This window comes from Methylocaldum sp. (genome assembly GCF_039794385.1).
GTDB lineage: Bacteria > Pseudomonadota > Gammaproteobacteria > Methylococcales > Methylococcaceae > Methylocaldum.
The window spans coordinates 1-16907 of sequence record NZ_JBDIVO010000076.1; the positions used below are offsets into that span (position 1 = coordinate 1).

Consider the following 16907-nt stretch of genomic DNA (forward strand, 5'->3'; position numbering starts at 1 on the left):
GCCGTGGACATTGGCGTTCAGCGTGGTCAGCCCATGGAGCCAGCCGGTCGAGGCGAAACCGCTCCAACCGTAGGGCCAGGCGCCGAAGGTGTAGGATGTCGGAATCTGAGTCGGATTGTTTTGAAGATCGCCGGTGGAATCGAAGTTGCCGGGCGGCCATGCCAGCAGGGCAGCGTCCACGGCGTCCTCGACCGCCCGCGGGTCGGGCAGACGGGCGTTTCGGTCGTCGGTCTTGAGATAAATATGATCGCCGGGGGGCAGGCGCATCGGGTTGACGTCGGTCTGGCGAAAGAAGGCGGCCGAATTGGTGGCGAAAGCCAGTAACAAGCCGGGATTCACATCCGCATTCGGCGCGCCTTCGATGATGGCGCCGGTGGATGGATCGACCGTCGCGTGACACGCGGCGCAGGTCATGCCGACCCGGATCTGTCCCTGCTGCAGAAAAACCCGCATGCCGAGCGGAATGAGTCCGCCCGCCGGCACATCCAGGCCGGTATTGACCCACGTGCCCCGCCTGAAGGTCCGCCCTCCGATCGTTACGTCGCGGTCCAGCTGAACCTGGAGGTTGGTGGTCGGCTCTCCGCCCAGCGCCATCGTGGCCTTTGCCAGTTTCCACAGGTTGATTGGCCCGTCGATGACGCCGACGACATCCGTCAAGAAGACTTCGTTGCCGTAAGTCTCCTCGTAGAAGGCCCGACGCCCGAGCTCCAACAACTCACGGGTGATCTCCACGGCTCCATTCGCCGGCGCGAGGTAGCGTTTTCCGTCGGCCGTCTGCAGGAGTCTGGCCGCCTCGGCTTTGCCGACGGTTCGGCCCAATACGTCGTAGGAGCCGATTTCCTGCGGAGTCGCGCTGGCTTTCGGGGTTAGCGTTTGGCTCGTCTCCGGTGTACCGGGAATGGCCAGATCCGCGAAAAAGAAGACATAGACCAGGCCATCGCTGATGAAGAGCGCGGAAAGCAGCATAACGAGCCAAACTTCTGGTCGTAATCGCATAGAAACCATCCTTGGCTGGGTCTGCCTGATTTAGATTTTAGATTCGAGGCCGCAGCATCTACTCCGTATCGCGGAGAACGCCGTGAATTTACTTATACCATCAAAAGTCCCATCTTACGCCGCCTTCCAGGGTATGGTTGGTGGCGCCGCTGATGATCAGGCTGGTGTAGTTCACGAATGCCGAAACCGAGTTGGGCATCACAAACTGTGCGCCAAAGCCCACGTTGGCCCAATTGCGTATGGGATCGGGCGTCACGAATGACGTCGCGAACCCGCCGCGCCCGAGGGTGTTCGTGATAGCTTGACTGCTGTTGCGGTATTCGTGGACCCACTCTCCGAAAACGCGGGGCAGAACCACGCCATACGGGGTGCTCCAGACGTAGTTGAGCTCGGTTCCCACGGTGGTGGTTACCGAATCCCGATATTGCTTCCCCATGGTGATTCCGACGCCGCTGTCGCTTCGTTCGCGGAACCGGTTGATTTCGGTCGAAATCCCCGCCGCCTGGACGTACGGGATGACGCTCAAGCCGCCCCAATTGAAGTTATATCCCGCCCCCAATGCGGCGCTGTACTCGTCGCCGGTGTAGTTCGCCTCGTAGTTCACGCCGAACGACCGGCGTTCCGACCGGTTGTCGTGAAGGGCATAGCCGATGGTCAAGTCGACATAGGCGTTCTCGAAGGGGACGAAGGTCAGGAATGGCGTAAACCGGAAGCTATCGGCCCTAAAAGTGCCTAGCCCCTGAACCAAGTCCGAACTGGTGCTGACATAGTTGAACAGCAGGCCCGTCCGTAGCCAATCGGTCACCTGGTAATCGGGACCGACGGTTACCGTGCGTCGATTGATGGCATAGCCGGGCAAGGATTGGCGCGTGTTGACGTCGCCGAAGCTTCCGCCGGCGGAAAAGAACAGTCCGAGGTTGCCCAGCATCAGATACTGGTCGCCGCTCGCCCCGCCGTTCGTGCCCTGAATCTCTTCATCGGCTTTTTGTTGCGCCATACGCATTCCGCGCATCAGGTTGAGGCTGCGGGCCATTTCGGACGTCGGACGGTTGAACTGGAAATCCACGAAATTCAGCTGATTGATCTGCTGCGCGGCGGGCAGGGCGCCTTGCGCCGCGCCGAACAGACAGTGATAAATCGCCAGGGCCGAATCGTAGCTGCCGCCCAGTCCGGTGCTGCCGCAGAACAGCGAATCCACCGCGCCGTTGTAGCTCACGCTGTTCCCGGTGATCTGCGAACGTATGGCATCAAACGAGGAAAACCGGTACAGCGCGCCATTGCTCGGGACGTTTCCCAAATTTGCCGCGAGGGCATCGTAGGTGTTGATGTAGTCGCTCATCGATTGAGCGCTGTCGAAGGAAACGATGGAGCCATCCGGACGGATGAACTGCATGGGCGACAGGCCCACTTCCGGGGCGATTCCCGCGCTCTCGGCGAACGACTGGAACGCCTCGACGTCTACCGACCACATGTGCAACTGGTTCAGGCCGGCGGGAGAGAAGACGTCCGCCGTGCCTTCCACCGGCCGCATAACGGGCACATAGCTGGCGAAATCGTAACCGAACTGTTCCTCGGGCGTTGCCGGCACGAACGAAGTCGTCTCTAAGGTCTCCGCTTGCGAGACATTGCCGGCGACCAAGGTGAGCGCGGAGCACATCAGCGCGATCCGGCCGCCGGGAAATCTCGATATGGACAGAATCCGGCCGCTATAGCCGGGGCGGCAAAAGTCATTAAGAACCCGTAACGGCGGACGGATTGGGACGTTGGCAATGCTCACGAGCTTGTGCTCCTCTTATTGGTTTAATTGTTCGATAAGCCCTCCATGAACGGATGAGATTCCTATGCGCCCGTGGCCGGTGTTGAGCGAACCATGAGCCCCCCATTTGGATCTTGAGTCAGCCGCAAATTTAAGCACAAAACTTCGTTTCGGGTCTGCCGACGATTTCGGCCGATCTCGGGGAGTTTTCGTGAAGTGTCCGGGTCGATATCGGGAAGGGGCGATTCTTTAGGTTGTTGTCCATGGACGATGATGTGACGGATGATTTTGCGACCCGTCAGGGGTTCTATCCGAATCTGGACACGTGGTTATTCGAACCGATCGATCGGTTCCGCCGCGATCTCGGCCTGTGGTTCGATCTGACCGGCTTCGGGCGGGAGGAGACGCCGTTCCGGACAGTGATGTCCGCGCCCGGTCTCACGCTCAGACGCTATGGTCCCGAACCCGAGCCCGAGCCCGAGGCCGGGCCGGTCCTGCTGATCGTTCCGGCACCGATCAAGCGCGCCTACATTTGGGACCTGGTGCCCTGGGCCAGCGTGGTCCGGCGCGGACTGGAGAGCGGCCTGTCGGTTTATCTGGTGTGCTGGGAGCGTCCCGGCCGTATCGGCCAATCCTTCGGTCTGGCCGACTATGCCGACCGTCTGATTCTCGACAGTGTCAGGGCCATCGGAAAAGAACGAGGAAACGGGCCGGTTTTCCTGGCCGGGCATTCGTTGGGGGGAACCTTGGCCACTTTTTTTGCGGCCTTGCATCCGGAGTGCGTCAAAGGATTGATTCTTTTGGGTGCTCCGCTGCATTTCGGGCGGGATGTGGGACTGATCGACCGCTGGATCGCCACGGCTCCGCCGGCGCAATACTTGACCGTGGTCGTAGCCCCTGTGGCCGGTTCGCTGCTTAGCGGGTGCTCGTTCCTCGCGGATCCTTTGACCTTCGGTTGGCGCCGCTTATTGAACGGGTTTCGAAGCCTCGGCGACCCGCAGGCTCAGCGAACCTATCTGGCCGTGGAGCGTTGGGCATGCGACGAAATGTCCATGGCACCGGCGCTTTTCGAGGAAATCGTCGAGTGGCTGTATCGCGAGGATCGCTTCATGCGGGGGAATCTTTCGATCAACGGCCATAAAGTCGCCCCGCGGCTCGTCGAGGCTCCGGTTCTCAGCGCCGTGGACCCGAACTGCCGTATTGTCCCGCCTCAAGCGGTGTTGCCTTTCCATCGCGCGGTGCGGAGCCGGGATACCACGGTGCTTTGGTATGGCGGGGATGTCGGCGTCTCGCTCCAGCACGTCGGCATGCTGGTAGGGCAGGAGGCCCACCGCAGCCTGTGGCCGAAAGTCATGAGTTGGGTTCATGCCCGCGCGCGCTGATCCCGCTCGGAAGCGAAGCGAACCGAATGTCGTTGCCTGGTTATCCCTTTACGAACAATTACCTACGGAGTCGGGCGTATATCGGAAAGCGTCAGAGTCGGGTTTAATAAACTTCACTTCCATGCAGACGGTGCATGTGAGCCCGAAACAAGAAGGTTTCGGTTGGGACTGTGGGATGCTGCGAAGGGACAGCGGAACTCGCCGGGAAAAGCATCCCAATAGTCGACGGACAAGGCTATAACTGGATCGCCAAGGCACGGCTTCTGCGTTCACGGGACGGTGATCGCAACGGACAAGGATGTCCGGATCCAGTTTCCTCTTCTCATGTCGGTTTCCGCCAAGACCGCGGATTGCAGGAATCAGGGCGAAAATCCGGGGAACACCCTACCGCGAGCCTTTGCCCGAGCTTTGATTCGATACTGCGCCGATGGTTCAGCCTCTCAACCGCATTCATCCGGTTTCGGGGCGATTCCCCTGGATATCAGCAACTCCCGAACGGCGAGCGTGACGGGATAGACTTCCTGGTTTCGATCTCTCCCCAGTTCGTCATAAGCCCGCTGTTCCGCTTCCACCGCCATGCGGTCCTCGGCGAACACCGCTTCCGCAAAATGGCGGAGGAGCGGCCATAGCACATGAATCAAGCCGGGAATCCGGGGTTTCCGGATCATCAGAATGCCGAAGCTTTGATTGGTTTTTTGGTCCGGGTCTTTCGGCACGTAGACGCACCACAAACCGACGCTCGGAAATTCGGAGTCGCGCCCCGCGATCGTTAGGGTTTGGTAGGGATACTCGGTCCGGATGGTCATGACGTCGTATTCCTTTTCCGCGTGGTCGCCGCCGAACGAGAGAAGATCGGACCCTGAATGCCGGCGCCCGCCCAGATGATGGAAGTGATACCTCGCTTCGACCCATCCGTCGCCCCTGGCTGTACCGAGCAGCTCCGGTCTGATCTTGCCCATCAACCGCCGATGCAGGAATTGATGATTCATATCCATCAGGTTCTCGTGCATGAACGAATAATGACAATCGACCTGCCGGGAAAAGCACATGGGCTTGTAATCGGGGGAATCGCGAAGCGCAATCTCGGGCAGCGGAACCTGGTCCGCCAAATCCGGATGGCCCGGAAACACGAAGATCGCTCCATAGGCCTCTCGGCAGGGATAGGAGCGAACGCCGGGCGGCGGTACGGTATCGGGTCCGGCGTAAGGAATCGCCGAGATCCGCCCGTGTTGGTCATATCGCCAGGCGTGGTATCCGCATTGAAGATGGTCGCCGCAGACAACCCCCAGGCTAAGCGGAAACTGGCGATGGGCGCAGCGGTCTTCCAAGGCGAATATCTTGCCCGATTGGGTCCGGGCGATGGCGATAGGCCGGCCGGCGAATACGGCTCCGAGAACCTTGGCTTTTCCGACTTGATGCGCCCAGGCGAGCGGATACCAATAGTCGGGATTGATTCTCACCTTGCGCAGATCCGGTATGGTTTGGGAATTTCTGAGCTGGCTCATCGTGCACCGTGATTCCTTTCAGGATGAACTGGAGCGATCGCTGGCTGTAAAAAGCCACAACTTTAGGACTGTTTTACGGCCGCTTCGTTCGGGCATTCGGCGGGGCCACTTTCCATGACGGCACGAAACGTTCGAGACGAGCGTAACAGAGTCGGGACATGCCGGCGCCGAGATGTCGACGGTCGCTACCGGCACGATTTTCCGAGGTTTCTCGAATCACGGCAACGGGAACGTACCCGCGGCCTGGTTTTTCTAAGGATTACCGGGCAGTTTGCCCGATGAGGGACGGAGCCGTGGCGATAGACACCTTGCAGCAATTGATCCGGGCGCTCGAAGGGCAGGGCGGCAAGCCGGCGATTGTGGCGTTTCTGAAAAAACGCACCGAAACCTGGTCTTACGGGAAGCTCGCCCGCTCCGTGCAGCGCTTGGGGGCCGGGCTAGTCGAATCGGGATTGCGGCCGGGCGATGCCGTGGGCCTTTTTGCGCCCAATAGTCCGGAATGGGTGGTGGCCTGTCTCGGCTCGATCGCGGCGGGGATCGTGCCGGTTCTGATCGATGCCCAGATGGGCGACGAGGACCTCCGGCACGTGCTGGCCGACAGCGGGGTCGGCTGGTTGTTCACCACGCGCCGTCAGCTCCAGCGCCTCGATCGCTTAGGTCTCAAACGCGATCTCCGTCCGATCCTGCTGGATGCGGAACGGGGTGACGAGTTCGATTGGCGGCGCCATTGCTCCGATGCGGAAAAGCCGGGTACTCCGGCCGCACCGGAGGACATCGCCGTGCTTTTCTACACCTCCGGGACGACCGGTCCACCGAAAGGGGTGCCGCTCAGCCATCGGAACCTCGCAAGCAATCTCCAGGCCATACTCGATCTTCACGTGGTCGGAGAACAGGAACGCTTTCTGCTGCCGCTGCCTCTGCATCACGTCTATCCCTTCACCATAGGCTTGCTGACGCCGCTTGCCGCAGGAGTTCCCTTCATCTTTCCGCTGTCGCTGACCGGGCCCGAACTGTTGCGGGCGCTCAGGGAAGGGAAGGCCACATTCCTGGTCGGGGTTCCGCGCATGTACGAGGCGCTGTTCGGAGCGATCGAAACCCAAGTCCGGCAGCACGGAATTTTGGCGGACAAGCTGTTTCATCTCGGCCTGGATCTCGCGAGCGCGCTGCGCCGGCATTCGGACCTTACCATCGGCCGCGGGTTATTCCTTTCGCTGCACCGTCAGTTCGCCCCGGATCTGCGCATGATGCTGTGCGGCGGCGCGATGCTCGCGCCGGACCTGGCGTTCAAGCTGGTCGGCCTGGGTTTTGACATGGCAACGGGTTACGGCCTGACCGAAACCTCGCCGGTGCTGACGTTCAACGTGCCCGGCCGGAGCCGTCTCGATACCGCCGGGACGCCGCTGCCCGGCGTCGAAATCCGCATCGCGGAACCCGAGCCTCCGGCCGAACACGGCGAGGTGCTGGCCAGAGGCACCAACGTCTTCTCGGGCTACCGAAATCTGCCCGACAAGACACGGGAGGCGTTCACCCCCGACGGTTTTTTCCGTACCGGCGATCTCGGCTATTTGGACGGCGGATACCTGCGCCTCGTCGGGCGCGCCTCGGAAATGATCGTGCTGCCCGGCGGCGAAAACATCCGCCCCGAGTACGTCGAGGAGATTCTGGGCCAGGGCCCGCACATCAAGGAAGTCGCCGTGCTGGAGAAAAAGGGCCGGCTGGTGGCCCTGATCGTGCCGGCACCGGCCGCGACCCGCGAGGGCGGGGACCTCGAAGCGCTGATCCGCAAGGACGTCGAGGCGCAGTCCGGTCGATTGCCCTCGCACAATCGAATCGGCGATTACGTCATCACGCCGGACCCGCTGCCCCGGACGCACCTCGGCAAGCTTAGGCGGCATGAGCTCGACGAAATTTACGAGAAGGCCAAACAGAAGGGAAAGGCGGCGGCCGGGGAAACGGGTCCCTTGCCCTTCGAACGGATGGCGCCCGAAGACCAGCAATTGCTGGAGGCACCGAACGCCCGCCAAATCTGGCAATGGCTGGCCGAGCGCTTTCCCGACGTGCGGCTGATGCCGGATACGAATCTCCAGCTCGATCTGGGCGTGGATTCGCTCGAATGGCTGACGCTGACCCTCGAAATGGGCGCGGCCACCGGGGTCGATCTCGACGAGGAAACCATCAGCCGCGTGCAAACCGTCCGCGATCTGTTGCGGGAAGGCGCCGAAGCGGGCGGCGGCCTGGCGGGCGAAGTCAAGGACCCGTTGGCCCGGCTGTCTCAGCCGGAAGCCTTGGTGGGCGCGGACCAACGCGCCTGGGTCGAGCCGCCGGGAACCTGGTCGAGCGCTCTGGGCGTTCTTTTGTTCGGCTTCGACCGCTGGCTGATGGAACGGGCGTTCGACGTCAAGGCCGAAGGACAGGAGCACCTGCCGAAGAATGGGCCGTTCATTCTGGCGCCGAACCATGTCAGCTATCTCGACCCCATGGCCATTGCCGCGGTCCTGCCCCGTGAACAACTCCCGAGAACCTGTTGGGCGGGTTATACCGGGGTCATGTTTCGGAACGCGTTGATGCGGCAGGCCAGCCGTTCGACCGGCACGCTGCCTGTCGATCCCCGGCGGGGTCCTTTAGCCAGTCTCGCCCTGGCCGTATTGGCGCTCAAGCGGGGCAACAATCTGGTGTGGTTCGCCGAGAGCGGCCGTTCCGAAAGCGGAAAGCTCCGGCCGTTCGAGACCGGGATCGGTCTGCTGCTCCGGGCGGCGCGCGTGCCGGCCGTCCCGGTCTGGATCGGCGGAAGTTACATGGCGCTGCCGGTGGGGAGCTGGGTGCCACGTTTCCGGCCGATCGAGGTGCGCTTCGGTCCGCCGGCGACGGCGGACGAACTGGAGCGGGAGGGCCGGGGCGAGCGTCCGGAGCAGCGCATCGCCGCAGCGCTGCATGACCGCGTCGCGCGGCTGGATTCGGACGCAAGCGCCGGTTGAACGGGACGATGTGTCGTGGCTCGGGATAGGGGAGTCGCGAATGATGCGCTTCACTTCGTTCAGCACATCCTATGAGCTAGGCACTGATGGAAGCGCCGGTTGAATGGGCCGGGATGTTGCGGCTCGGGATAGGAGATCGTAGTTCGGCAATCCCTTGCCGACGAAGCCGATTATCCACCGGCTGACGTCGACAAAGGATTCCCGACCTACTCGGCTCGGCATAGGGCAGTGGAGAAAGGCTTATGGCCAAGGTCATGAACGTGGAGAAGCAGATCTGGGATGTCGAGGGATTCGCGGTGCGTATTCTCCACCTGGACGGGCGGGACGTGCGCGGCGACCGCATGGGCCTGCCGCCGTATCCCTTCGAATCGCCGGCGAAGAACGACCTGAGCGTGGAGAAATGGAAGGCGACGCGTTTCCGCCAGACCTATCCGGGCTTTCAGGTGGAAGTTGTCGATTCGGACGGCGCGGCGGTACACGGCAATACCCGGCTCGGAACCGTCCGCGATACGTATTTGGACGAGGAATGGCCGGCCGTCTCGCCATCGGAAGAACAGGCTCACGCCGATTAGGAGGCAATCATGTTTCTGGAAACGATCAAGTCGGAAGGGCTTTCCCATTTGTCCTATATGCTGGGCGACGAGAGCGCCGGCGTTTGCGCCGTCGTCGACCCGCGCCGGGACATTCAAATCTATTTGGAAATCGCCAAGGACCGCGACGTTCGCATCAGCCATATCCTGGAAACCCATGTCCACGAAGATTTCGTATCGGGCAGCCGGGAGCTCGCGGCGCAGACCGGCGCGACGATTTACGCAGGCGAATCGAACGAACGCACCTTTGACCACGAAGCCGTCAAGGACGGCGACACGATACGGATAGGAAATCTCTCATTGCAGGCGCTTCACACGCCGGGGCATACGCCCGAACATGTGTGTTACCGAGTAAGCGGCGGCAAGGGCGCCGAGGCGCCCTGGGGAGTCTTTACCGGCGATACGCTGTTCTGCGGGGATATCGGCCGTACCGATCTGCTCGGGAAGGAAGAGGCCGACGGAATGACCCGCCGACTCTATCACTCGCTCTTCGACAAGCTCCTCCCGCTGGGCGACGAGTTGACGATCCATCCGGCGCACGGCAAGGGTTCGCCGTGCGGCGGCAATATCGGCGACCGGCTGATCAGCACGCTGGGTTACGAGCGGCGGCATAATCCCAAGCTTCTAGCCGATAACGAGGACGAGTTCGTGAAGAACCAGCTCGGCTCGCTGCAACCTGCGCCGTTCTATTACGCTCATCTCAAGGACGTGAATACCCACGGGCCTCGGGTGCTGGCCTGCGTGCCGCCGATTCCGATGCTCGAGCCGCACGTGTTCCAAATCGAGATGGGCAAGCCCGACACGGTGGTCCTCGATACCCGCGAAATCGAAGCCTTCGGCGGGGGGCATATCCAGGGTGCATTGAACATCGCCTTGCGCGAGGAGTTTCCGACGTGGGCCGGCTGGACGCTTAGGCCTAACCAGCGGATTTTGTTGGTTCTGGCGGAAGAGGACGATCTCGAAACGGTTCAGCGTCACCTGCTGCGCATCGGATTCGAGAAAATCGATGGCTATCTGGGCAAAGGCATGCGCGGCTGGTTCGAAGCGGGCTTGCCTTTCGATGGTATGCCGGAAATGAGCGTACACCAGTTGAAAGGACGGATAGACAGCGGCAGGAGCGATATCCAGGTCCTGGATGTGCGAAGCCCTGCCGAGTGGAACCAGGGCCATATTCCGGGCGCTCTGCATCTCTATGCGCCTTTTTTGCCGGACCATCTCCACTCCTTCGATCGCACCAAACCGATCGTCACTTATTGCGGGAGCGGTTATCGGTCGAGCATCGCGGCGAGTCTGCTGAAACGCGGCGGATTCAAGGAGGTATACAACATTCCGGGAAGCATGAAGGCGTGGAAGGCGGCGGGTTATCGGCTGGAATGAGTATTCTTTTCGGAAACCGGCTAGGCGGCAACAGTTCCGGCGATAACCCGCGGCGGCAAAGGTCGTTGCATTGCTTATCTTTAGGACAGGAACAAATCCGTTATCTCGAGCTAGAGCGTTTTTCACCGCGGTTTAGGGGTGACGATTGAGAAAATTCGCAGGTCGGCAATCCTTTGCCGACACACGGGATCGGTGAGGGGCGTTCTCGGAAGGGTCGCGACAAAAAGCGACCGTTTGCGATTGGGAAAGGATTGCCGACCTACTGCACCTTGAAGGTTCTAATTCAAACCGCCATGCGATTCGATAACATCCGATTCTTGCGCTATGGATTTCCACATACTCACTCGTCGGGACGGGATAATCATCCCGTCCGCAACGTTTGTGAAGGTATATACCCGTATGCGTCAACGCCAATCGAATGGTGCTGGAGCAGTTTGGTTTTCACTTCGCCATAAGCCGAAAAGCGAACGGCGGAGATGATGCCGTCCCATTTAACGCTTCCGGGGTATGCTGGAGAATGAATTGATCCATTGCCATCAGGGCTTGCTGCCTGGCGGCAAGCCCTAAGCCATGGCAGGTTCCGCGGTAGATTTTGGCTGAGAGACTTCCTTGAGCACTTCCGCCGTCTGCTGGGTCGGGGCACGCCGGGCGATATCCGCCTGGGAAACCATTCCGCAGCAGCGCCCGCTTCGATCGGCTACCGGCACACGCCGGATTCGATGTTCTTCCATCACCTTGCAGCAGTCTTCCAGCGAAGTTTCGGGTGTAACCGTGACGCACGGGGTGGACATGCATTCCCGTGCGGTCATGTCCATTGGATTCTTGCCCTGAGCCAAGCTGCGGCAGACGATATCGCGATCGGTGACGACGCCGACCAGCCGCATCGATTCCTCGTTCTCGACGACCGGTATCTCGCCGCAGTCGTGCCGTACCATCAGTCGTGCGATAGCTTCCAAATGGGTGTCCGGGGTACAGCAGACCGGGTTGGGGGTCATGATTTCTCTTACTTCCATGGGGTTTCCCTCCGTTCTCGGATTTTCATCATGCTGACGATCAAGAACCGCCTGCTTGCGGTCCGTAACAGTGGGACAGGGCGAGCCGACGAAGGTTCGGCGCGCGTCGGCAGTTTGGGAACGATCGGCCCCTCACGAGTGAAAGGGTTTTGAGGCGCGTCTCCGGCGCCCGACGGCCTCTTCCAATTGCTCGGGCGAGGACGGTTCGGCGCCGTTCGAGCATTCGGCATTCATCGGTGGGTTGAACGGAGCAGACCTGGAACGGGAAGCGGAGCCGAAATGATAATGACGAGGGGGCGTGATCAGCGGATTTCTACCCTGCAATCTTTCGACGAGACCTAGGAGACGGTTAAGTCTGGCGCGGTTTCCCTGGGGATCGAGATAGATCATGTCGGCTGCATCCAATAAGCGTTGAATCAATTCCGGATGGTGGCACAGGCGATATTTTCTAGTCGCCATCGTTTCCCTCTGATTTCAAGATCTCATGTAAAAAACTGGCACCTAGTCTCTAGGTGCCGTCGATATTCGGAATTTCGGCTAGAAGGAGACCCACTCTGGTCGGAGGGGCTAGGAAAAGTTAAGGAAGCTCTGAACAAGTGGATTCCGTTCATGCCCTTCGACTTGGCTCAGGACAGGCCTGTCGAAGGACTTAATCAGAGCTTCCTTAACCTCTGCGGGGCTCCGACTTTCCGCCGAAGAACACTTGTGTGAGGAAGGTTCCCACGCCGGCATATTCGGGATAGCGACCGCGCCATGGGGGCTGCACCGGATGGTCAACCGTCACTGTCGATCTAGGCGTGAACCAACAGTAACACTTTCAATTTGAAATGAATTTGACATCAGTCACGAAATCTCCGTTTGACCGCCGCCATTAGAGGAGATCTACGTAAGAGCTCGCTCGTATTTTTTTCGGCCGAAGCTCGGCGCTTAAATAAATCGCACTCGAAAGGGCGGTAGGGAAGCGGCATTCGAGCACAGAAATAGGGATGTCGCGTCGCCCCCCAGGAAGGGATAGGCCGACATCCCGCTAATTCATGTTACCACTGGCAACTGACCCGGCTAGCGGAAAAGCGAAGGGTTAAGGTTTTTATATTTCGATGGCAAAAAAGGCCGGCGGCGCGATGGCGCAGATCGGCCTTTTTTATGCGTTGATCTTTGTCGGCCGGGATAACGGCCGGCTTCCAGGCCGAAGCGGTTTTTAGTACCGGCGTCCACCCCCGAAACCACCGCGACCACCGCCAAAGCCGCCGCCGGATCTTTCCTCTCGCGGACGCGCTTCGTTGACGGTCAGACTGCGCCCGTCGACATCTTTGCCGTTCAGGGCGGAAATGGCGGCCTGAGCCTCTTGGTCGTTGCTCATTTCAACGAATCCGAAGCCTTTGGAGCGGCCGGTGTCGCGGTCCATGATGACATTCGCGGAGTCCACCGCGCCGTGCGTGGCGAACATCTCTTCGAGATCGCGGCTGCTCACGGTGTAGCTCAGATTGCCGACGTACAATTTCTTGCTCATAAAAAACTCCTAAAAGGAAAAATAAAAAATCAAAAGGATGGCTGCCGATACGGTCGATCAGCCGTTAAACGACGCCTTTTGCCGCCGCTTCGCCCACGGGGACGCTCTTCGCTGATACGAAGACAGTTGCCGCGCTGGGCGTACCTTTTCAGGACACTGATCGCGGCGCGGGCCTCGCGGCCCTTGATTTCAACGAGGCCGAAACCGGGGCAGCGGCCGCCGGAAGTGAGCCTTGCCAGTTCCATAGCCCGCACTCGGCGGTGCTGGCCGAACAAACCGGTGAATTCGTTTTCGGTGAAGTCGGACGGCGAATCGCCGGCATAGATTCCCTGCATTAATCGGTCTCCTCTCGGTAGCGCTCAGCGAGGTATCAAAGTGCGCGGCGAGGCGGGTTTGCAGTGCGATGGCGCGTATTCGCGCGGGCATTTGGACGCGGCATGGGCTTCGGCGGCGTGCGCGGAACCGCCGGCTCTGTCGTCATGGTCGACAGGATTTCTTCCGGCACCGGGTGGGCGGGCAATCGCCGACCGAGCAGGCGCTCGATGTCCCGCAACTGCGGAGCCTCATCCCTGCATACGAGCGAAACCGCGGCGCCGTCCGCGCCCGCACGGCCGGTGCGGCCAATGCGGTGCACGTAATCCTCGGGAACGTGCGGGAGTTCGTAGTTGACCACATGGGGAAGCTGCTGAATGTCCAGGCCGCGGGCGGCGATGTCGGTGGCCACCAGAATCTGCACGCGGTCCGCCTTGAAATCGGCCAGAGCCTGGGTCCTCGCGGACTGGCTCTTGTTGCCGTGAATCACCGCGACGCGAAAGCCATCCCGGTCGAGCTGCTCCGCCAACTTGTTGGCGCCGTGCTTGGTTCGAGTGAAGACCAGGGTCTGACCCCAGCGCCCGCTGGTGAGAAGATGAGCGAGCAATACCTGCTTTCCCGTCTTCGGCACGTGATAGATCGACTGACTGACCATCTCGGCCGGCGCATTGCGCGGTGCCACCTCGATGCTCAGAGGCTGATGCAGGAGCCTCGCCGCAAGCGTGCGGATGTCATCGGAGAAAGTTGCGGAAAACAAGAGGTTCTGGCGGACTTTCGGCAGTAGTCCCAGGATACGCCTGATGTCATGGATGAACCCCATGTCGAGCATGCGGTCGGCCTCGTCCAGCACGAGATACTCGATTCCGGCGAGGTTTGCGTGTTGCTGAGCTATGAGGTCCAGCAGACGTCCGGGGGTAGCGATCAGAAGATCGGCGCCCCGGCGCAGAGCGGCCACCTGCGGCTGAAACCCTACGCCGCCGAAAATTACCGCCGTCCGGATGCCGGTGTATCGGCCATAGATGCGCACGCTTTCGCTGACCTGCGCGGCCAATTCGCGGGTAGGCACCAGAACCAGCGCTCTAGGGGAGCGGTCCGGTCGATGATGGGTTCCGCTGCTTTCCGTCAAACGCTGCAGCAAAGGCAGGGTGAAGGCGGCAGTCTTGCCGGTTCCGGTTTGGGCCGCGGCGAGCAAGTCCCGGCCGTCGAGTACGGCGGGGATCGCCTGGGCTTGAATGGGCGTGGGGGCCGCATAGCCTTGTTCGGCCACGGCGCGCAAAAGGGCCTTGGAAAGCCCCAGAGAAGTAAAAGCCATTATCTTTTTTTCCTGGCTCTGGCCTGCCGCGTGAAACGCACGGCACCGGTTGAGCGTGAGCGATTGGGTTGAGGTGACCACAGGGTCGTCCGAAACGGACGCACCGCGTGCGGTTTGCAGGAGGAGGCGGGATTAACAGGTGCCTCGCGGCATGGACTGAGTGGGAAATTCCGTATCCTCGTGGCGAAGACCGGTCTTCAGCCGCGACAAACTAGCGTCAGGATACGCGCATTCTTCGGAATAACCTAATTAAATTTATTTCGCCCGTCTTCTGGACATTTCTCCGCCGAAAGCGCACTGTTCCAAGACCAAGGACAATTCGTACAGGAATGCTAGGGATCATTCGGAATGCCTTGGGCAAGCCTCCTCGGGCAGGCTGATGGCGAACCAAACTTCAGAGGTCGAGATGCTATCCACGAGTTCAACACCCTGCGATTCTTCTCTCACGGCCAGCAACTTCCAACAAACCTGCGGGTTTTGCGGCTGCGTGTTCCGTGTGGAAATCACGTGGCGAATATCCTATTCGTATTCCTCCAAGGCCCTTCAGGACACACAAACTTATTCCTGCCCGGAGTGCCGGAGGGATTCCCAAATCAAAACGTCTACGGAGCCGCGTGTGAGCTTGATTTCACGACGCACCGATGGCCGCAAGGGTCCCTGTCCGCTTAAATAAGGAGCTCAGCGCAAGACCGATGTATCTTTCGGCGGGTATCGGCGCCGGTTCCAGAGTGAAAACCCCATGAAGTTCTACGACTTGAGCCGACGCATGTGCGAGTGGGAGCGTCTCGACGAATGGCGCGGAAAGATACGAGCCATCCTCGCGAAAAGCGAGACAGGGATGATTTCGCCGTTTCACTTGCTGTCCCTGCCCGGCATGAGCGCGGGCGAGCAGCGCGCGTGTGCCGATCTCTGGATGAAGACGCGCATCGAGGCGTCCGCTGCGGAGCGGGCCGATCTGGCGTTTACGTTCCGCTCGGCGGCGAGGCCGAAAATACGTTTGGGGTACCTGTCCTGCGATTTTCACGAGCATGCCACGTCGCTGCTGCTGGTGGAGTTGCTCGAATCCCACGACCGGGAGCGCTTCGAGGTATTCGCCTATTCATACGGCCCGGACGACGGCAAGGGCATGCGGGAGCGCCTCAAGAAAAGCTTCGACCGATTCGTCGACATCCAGACTTTGTCCACGTCCGAGGCCGCCCAGGCGATTCATCAGGACGAAGTGGACATTCTCATCGATCTCAAGGGCTATACCCAGGCTACCCGCACCGCCATTCTTACCTTCCGCCCGGCGCCCATCCAGGTGAATTACCTGGGGTATCCCGGAACCTTGGGCGGCGAATTCTGCGACTACATCATCACCGATCCGTTTCTGACGCCGCCCGGCAGCGCGGACGACTACAGCGAAGCCTTCGCGTACCTGCCCAACACCTATCAGCCTCACGGCCGCCAAAGCCCGATAGGGGTTCGGCCCACGCGCGCCGAGGCCGGATTGGCAGAACAGGGATTCGTGTTTTGCTGTTTCAACCAGGCTTACAAAATAACGCCGGACGTTTTCGACATCTGGTGCAGGCTGCTTGCCGACGTGCCCGGAAGCGTGCTCTGGCTGCTTAAGAGCACACTGGCGGAAGGCAATCTCAGAAATGAAGCCTATCAACGCGGGATCTCGCCGGATAGGCTCGTTTTTGCGGATGACAAGCCGCAGGTCGAACACCTGGGCCGCCTGGGGCTCGCTGACCTGGTGCTGGACACGCTGCCCTACAATGCGCACACGACGGCCAGCGACGCACTGTGGGCCGGCGTCCCCCTGGTGACCTGCGCGGGCGAAACCTTTCCTTCGCGGGTGGCGGGGAGTCTCTTGCACGCGATCGGTTTGCCCGAGCTGATCGCCGACGATCTCGAAAGTTACTACGACCTGGCGTTCGACCTGGCCACCCGCCCGGAGCATCTATCCCGAATCAAACACAAACTTGCCGCGAATCGGCTTAGCGCGCCGCTGTTCGATATCCGGGCTTATACGCGCCATCTGGAAGGCTTGTTCGAAGCGATGTGGCAGCGGTATCGCAATGGCGAGACGCCGGCGCTCATAGGGGAGACAACCGATTGGCATGGCTGGTCATTCCGGCCTCACGGAGAGACGACGCCGTCGGAATGCGAAAGGGCGTGAAGCTCACGCAATATT

Annotated in this window: 13 protein-coding genes; 5 read left to right on the forward strand and 8 right to left on the reverse strand. The window is 60.5% G+C overall.

The genetic code is table 11. From position 1 onward, the window contains the following. Window positions 1–996: hypothetical protein (locus ABJK70_RS09035; RefSeq protein ID WP_347257812.1), on the reverse strand; the 996-nt coding region annotated here is incomplete at its 3' end. Between the two features lie 100 nt (window positions 997–1096). Beyond that, window positions 1097–2773 (reverse strand): autotransporter outer membrane beta-barrel domain-containing protein, encoded by a 1677-nt coding sequence (locus tag ABJK70_RS09040; RefSeq protein ID WP_143735200.1) that lies wholly within the window; start codon window positions 2771–2773, stop codon window positions 1097–1099. 242 nt (window positions 2774–3015) lie between these two features. On the opposite strand from ABJK70_RS09040, the gene ABJK70_RS09045 reads away from it, so the two are divergent. Further along, window positions 3016–4134, forward strand: coding sequence for an alpha/beta fold hydrolase (locus tag ABJK70_RS09045; protein ID WP_347257813.1), 1119 nt, complete (start codon window positions 3016–3018; stop codon window positions 4132–4134). A 440-nt stretch (window positions 4135–4574) separates the two neighbouring features. Here the strand turns inward: ABJK70_RS09045 and ABJK70_RS09050 are convergent, their stop codons facing one another. Next, entirely contained in the window at window positions 4575–5639 is a 1065-nt protein-coding gene (locus ABJK70_RS09050) for an aromatic ring-hydroxylating dioxygenase subunit alpha (RefSeq protein ID WP_086134496.1), read from the reverse strand. Between the two features lie 278 nt (window positions 5640–5917). Between ABJK70_RS09050 and ABJK70_RS09055 the strand changes: the two genes are divergently transcribed. From ABJK70_RS09055 to ABJK70_RS09065, 3 genes are all read left to right on the forward strand, one after another. Continuing rightward, a complete protein-coding gene (locus tag ABJK70_RS09055) occupies window positions 5918–8614 on the forward strand; it encodes an AMP-binding protein (protein WP_347257814.1) in 2697 nt (898 codons plus the stop codon). A 242-nt stretch (window positions 8615–8856) separates the two neighbouring features. Then, on the forward strand, window positions 8857–9186 hold the full coding sequence (locus tag ABJK70_RS09060) for a hypothetical protein (RefSeq protein ID WP_205780809.1): 330 nt from the start codon (window positions 8857–8859) through the stop codon (window positions 9184–9186). Window positions 9187–9195: 9 nt separating this feature from the next. Beyond that, window positions 9196–10581 (forward strand): rhodanese-like domain-containing protein, encoded by a 1386-nt coding sequence (locus ABJK70_RS09065; RefSeq protein WP_347257815.1) that lies wholly within the window; start codon window positions 9196–9198, stop codon window positions 10579–10581. A gap of 563 nt (window positions 10582–11144) precedes the next feature. Here ABJK70_RS09065 and ABJK70_RS09070 read toward each other — a convergent pair. The 5 genes from ABJK70_RS09070 to ABJK70_RS09090 form a co-directional block, all read right to left on the reverse strand. Further along, window positions 11145–11594 (reverse strand): CBS domain-containing protein, encoded by a 450-nt coding sequence (locus ABJK70_RS09070; protein WP_077731108.1) that lies wholly within the window; start codon window positions 11592–11594, stop codon window positions 11145–11147. Between the two features lie 132 nt (window positions 11595–11726). Then, window positions 11727–12053, reverse strand: coding sequence for a hypothetical protein (locus ABJK70_RS09075; RefSeq protein WP_077731107.1), 327 nt, complete (start codon window positions 12051–12053; stop codon window positions 11727–11729). A 739-nt stretch (window positions 12054–12792) separates the two neighbouring features. Next, window positions 12793–13104, reverse strand: a complete 312-nt coding sequence (locus tag ABJK70_RS09080) for an RNA-binding protein (protein ID WP_077731106.1) — start codon at window positions 13102–13104, stop codon at window positions 12793–12795. Window positions 13105–13133: 29 nt separating this feature from the next. Continuing rightward, window positions 13134–13439: a hypothetical protein gene (locus ABJK70_RS09085; RefSeq protein ID WP_086133287.1), complete on the reverse strand. Its 306-nt coding sequence runs from the start codon at window positions 13437–13439 to the stop codon at window positions 13134–13136. A gap of 35 nt (window positions 13440–13474) precedes the next feature. After that, complete coding sequence (locus tag ABJK70_RS09090) at window positions 13475–14728, reverse strand: DEAD/DEAH box helicase (protein WP_077731104.1); 1254 nt, start codon at window positions 14726–14728, stop codon at window positions 13475–13477. Between the two features lie 739 nt (window positions 14729–15467). On the opposite strand from ABJK70_RS09090, the gene ABJK70_RS09095 reads away from it, so the two are divergent. Continuing rightward, the gene (locus ABJK70_RS09095) at window positions 15468–16892 is read left to right on the forward strand and encodes a UDP-N-acetylglucosamine-peptide N-acetylglucosaminyltransferase (RefSeq protein ID WP_347257816.1); all 1425 of its coding nucleotides are present in this window, start codon (window positions 15468–15470) and stop codon (window positions 16890–16892) included. Window positions 16893–16907 lie beyond the last annotated feature (15 nt).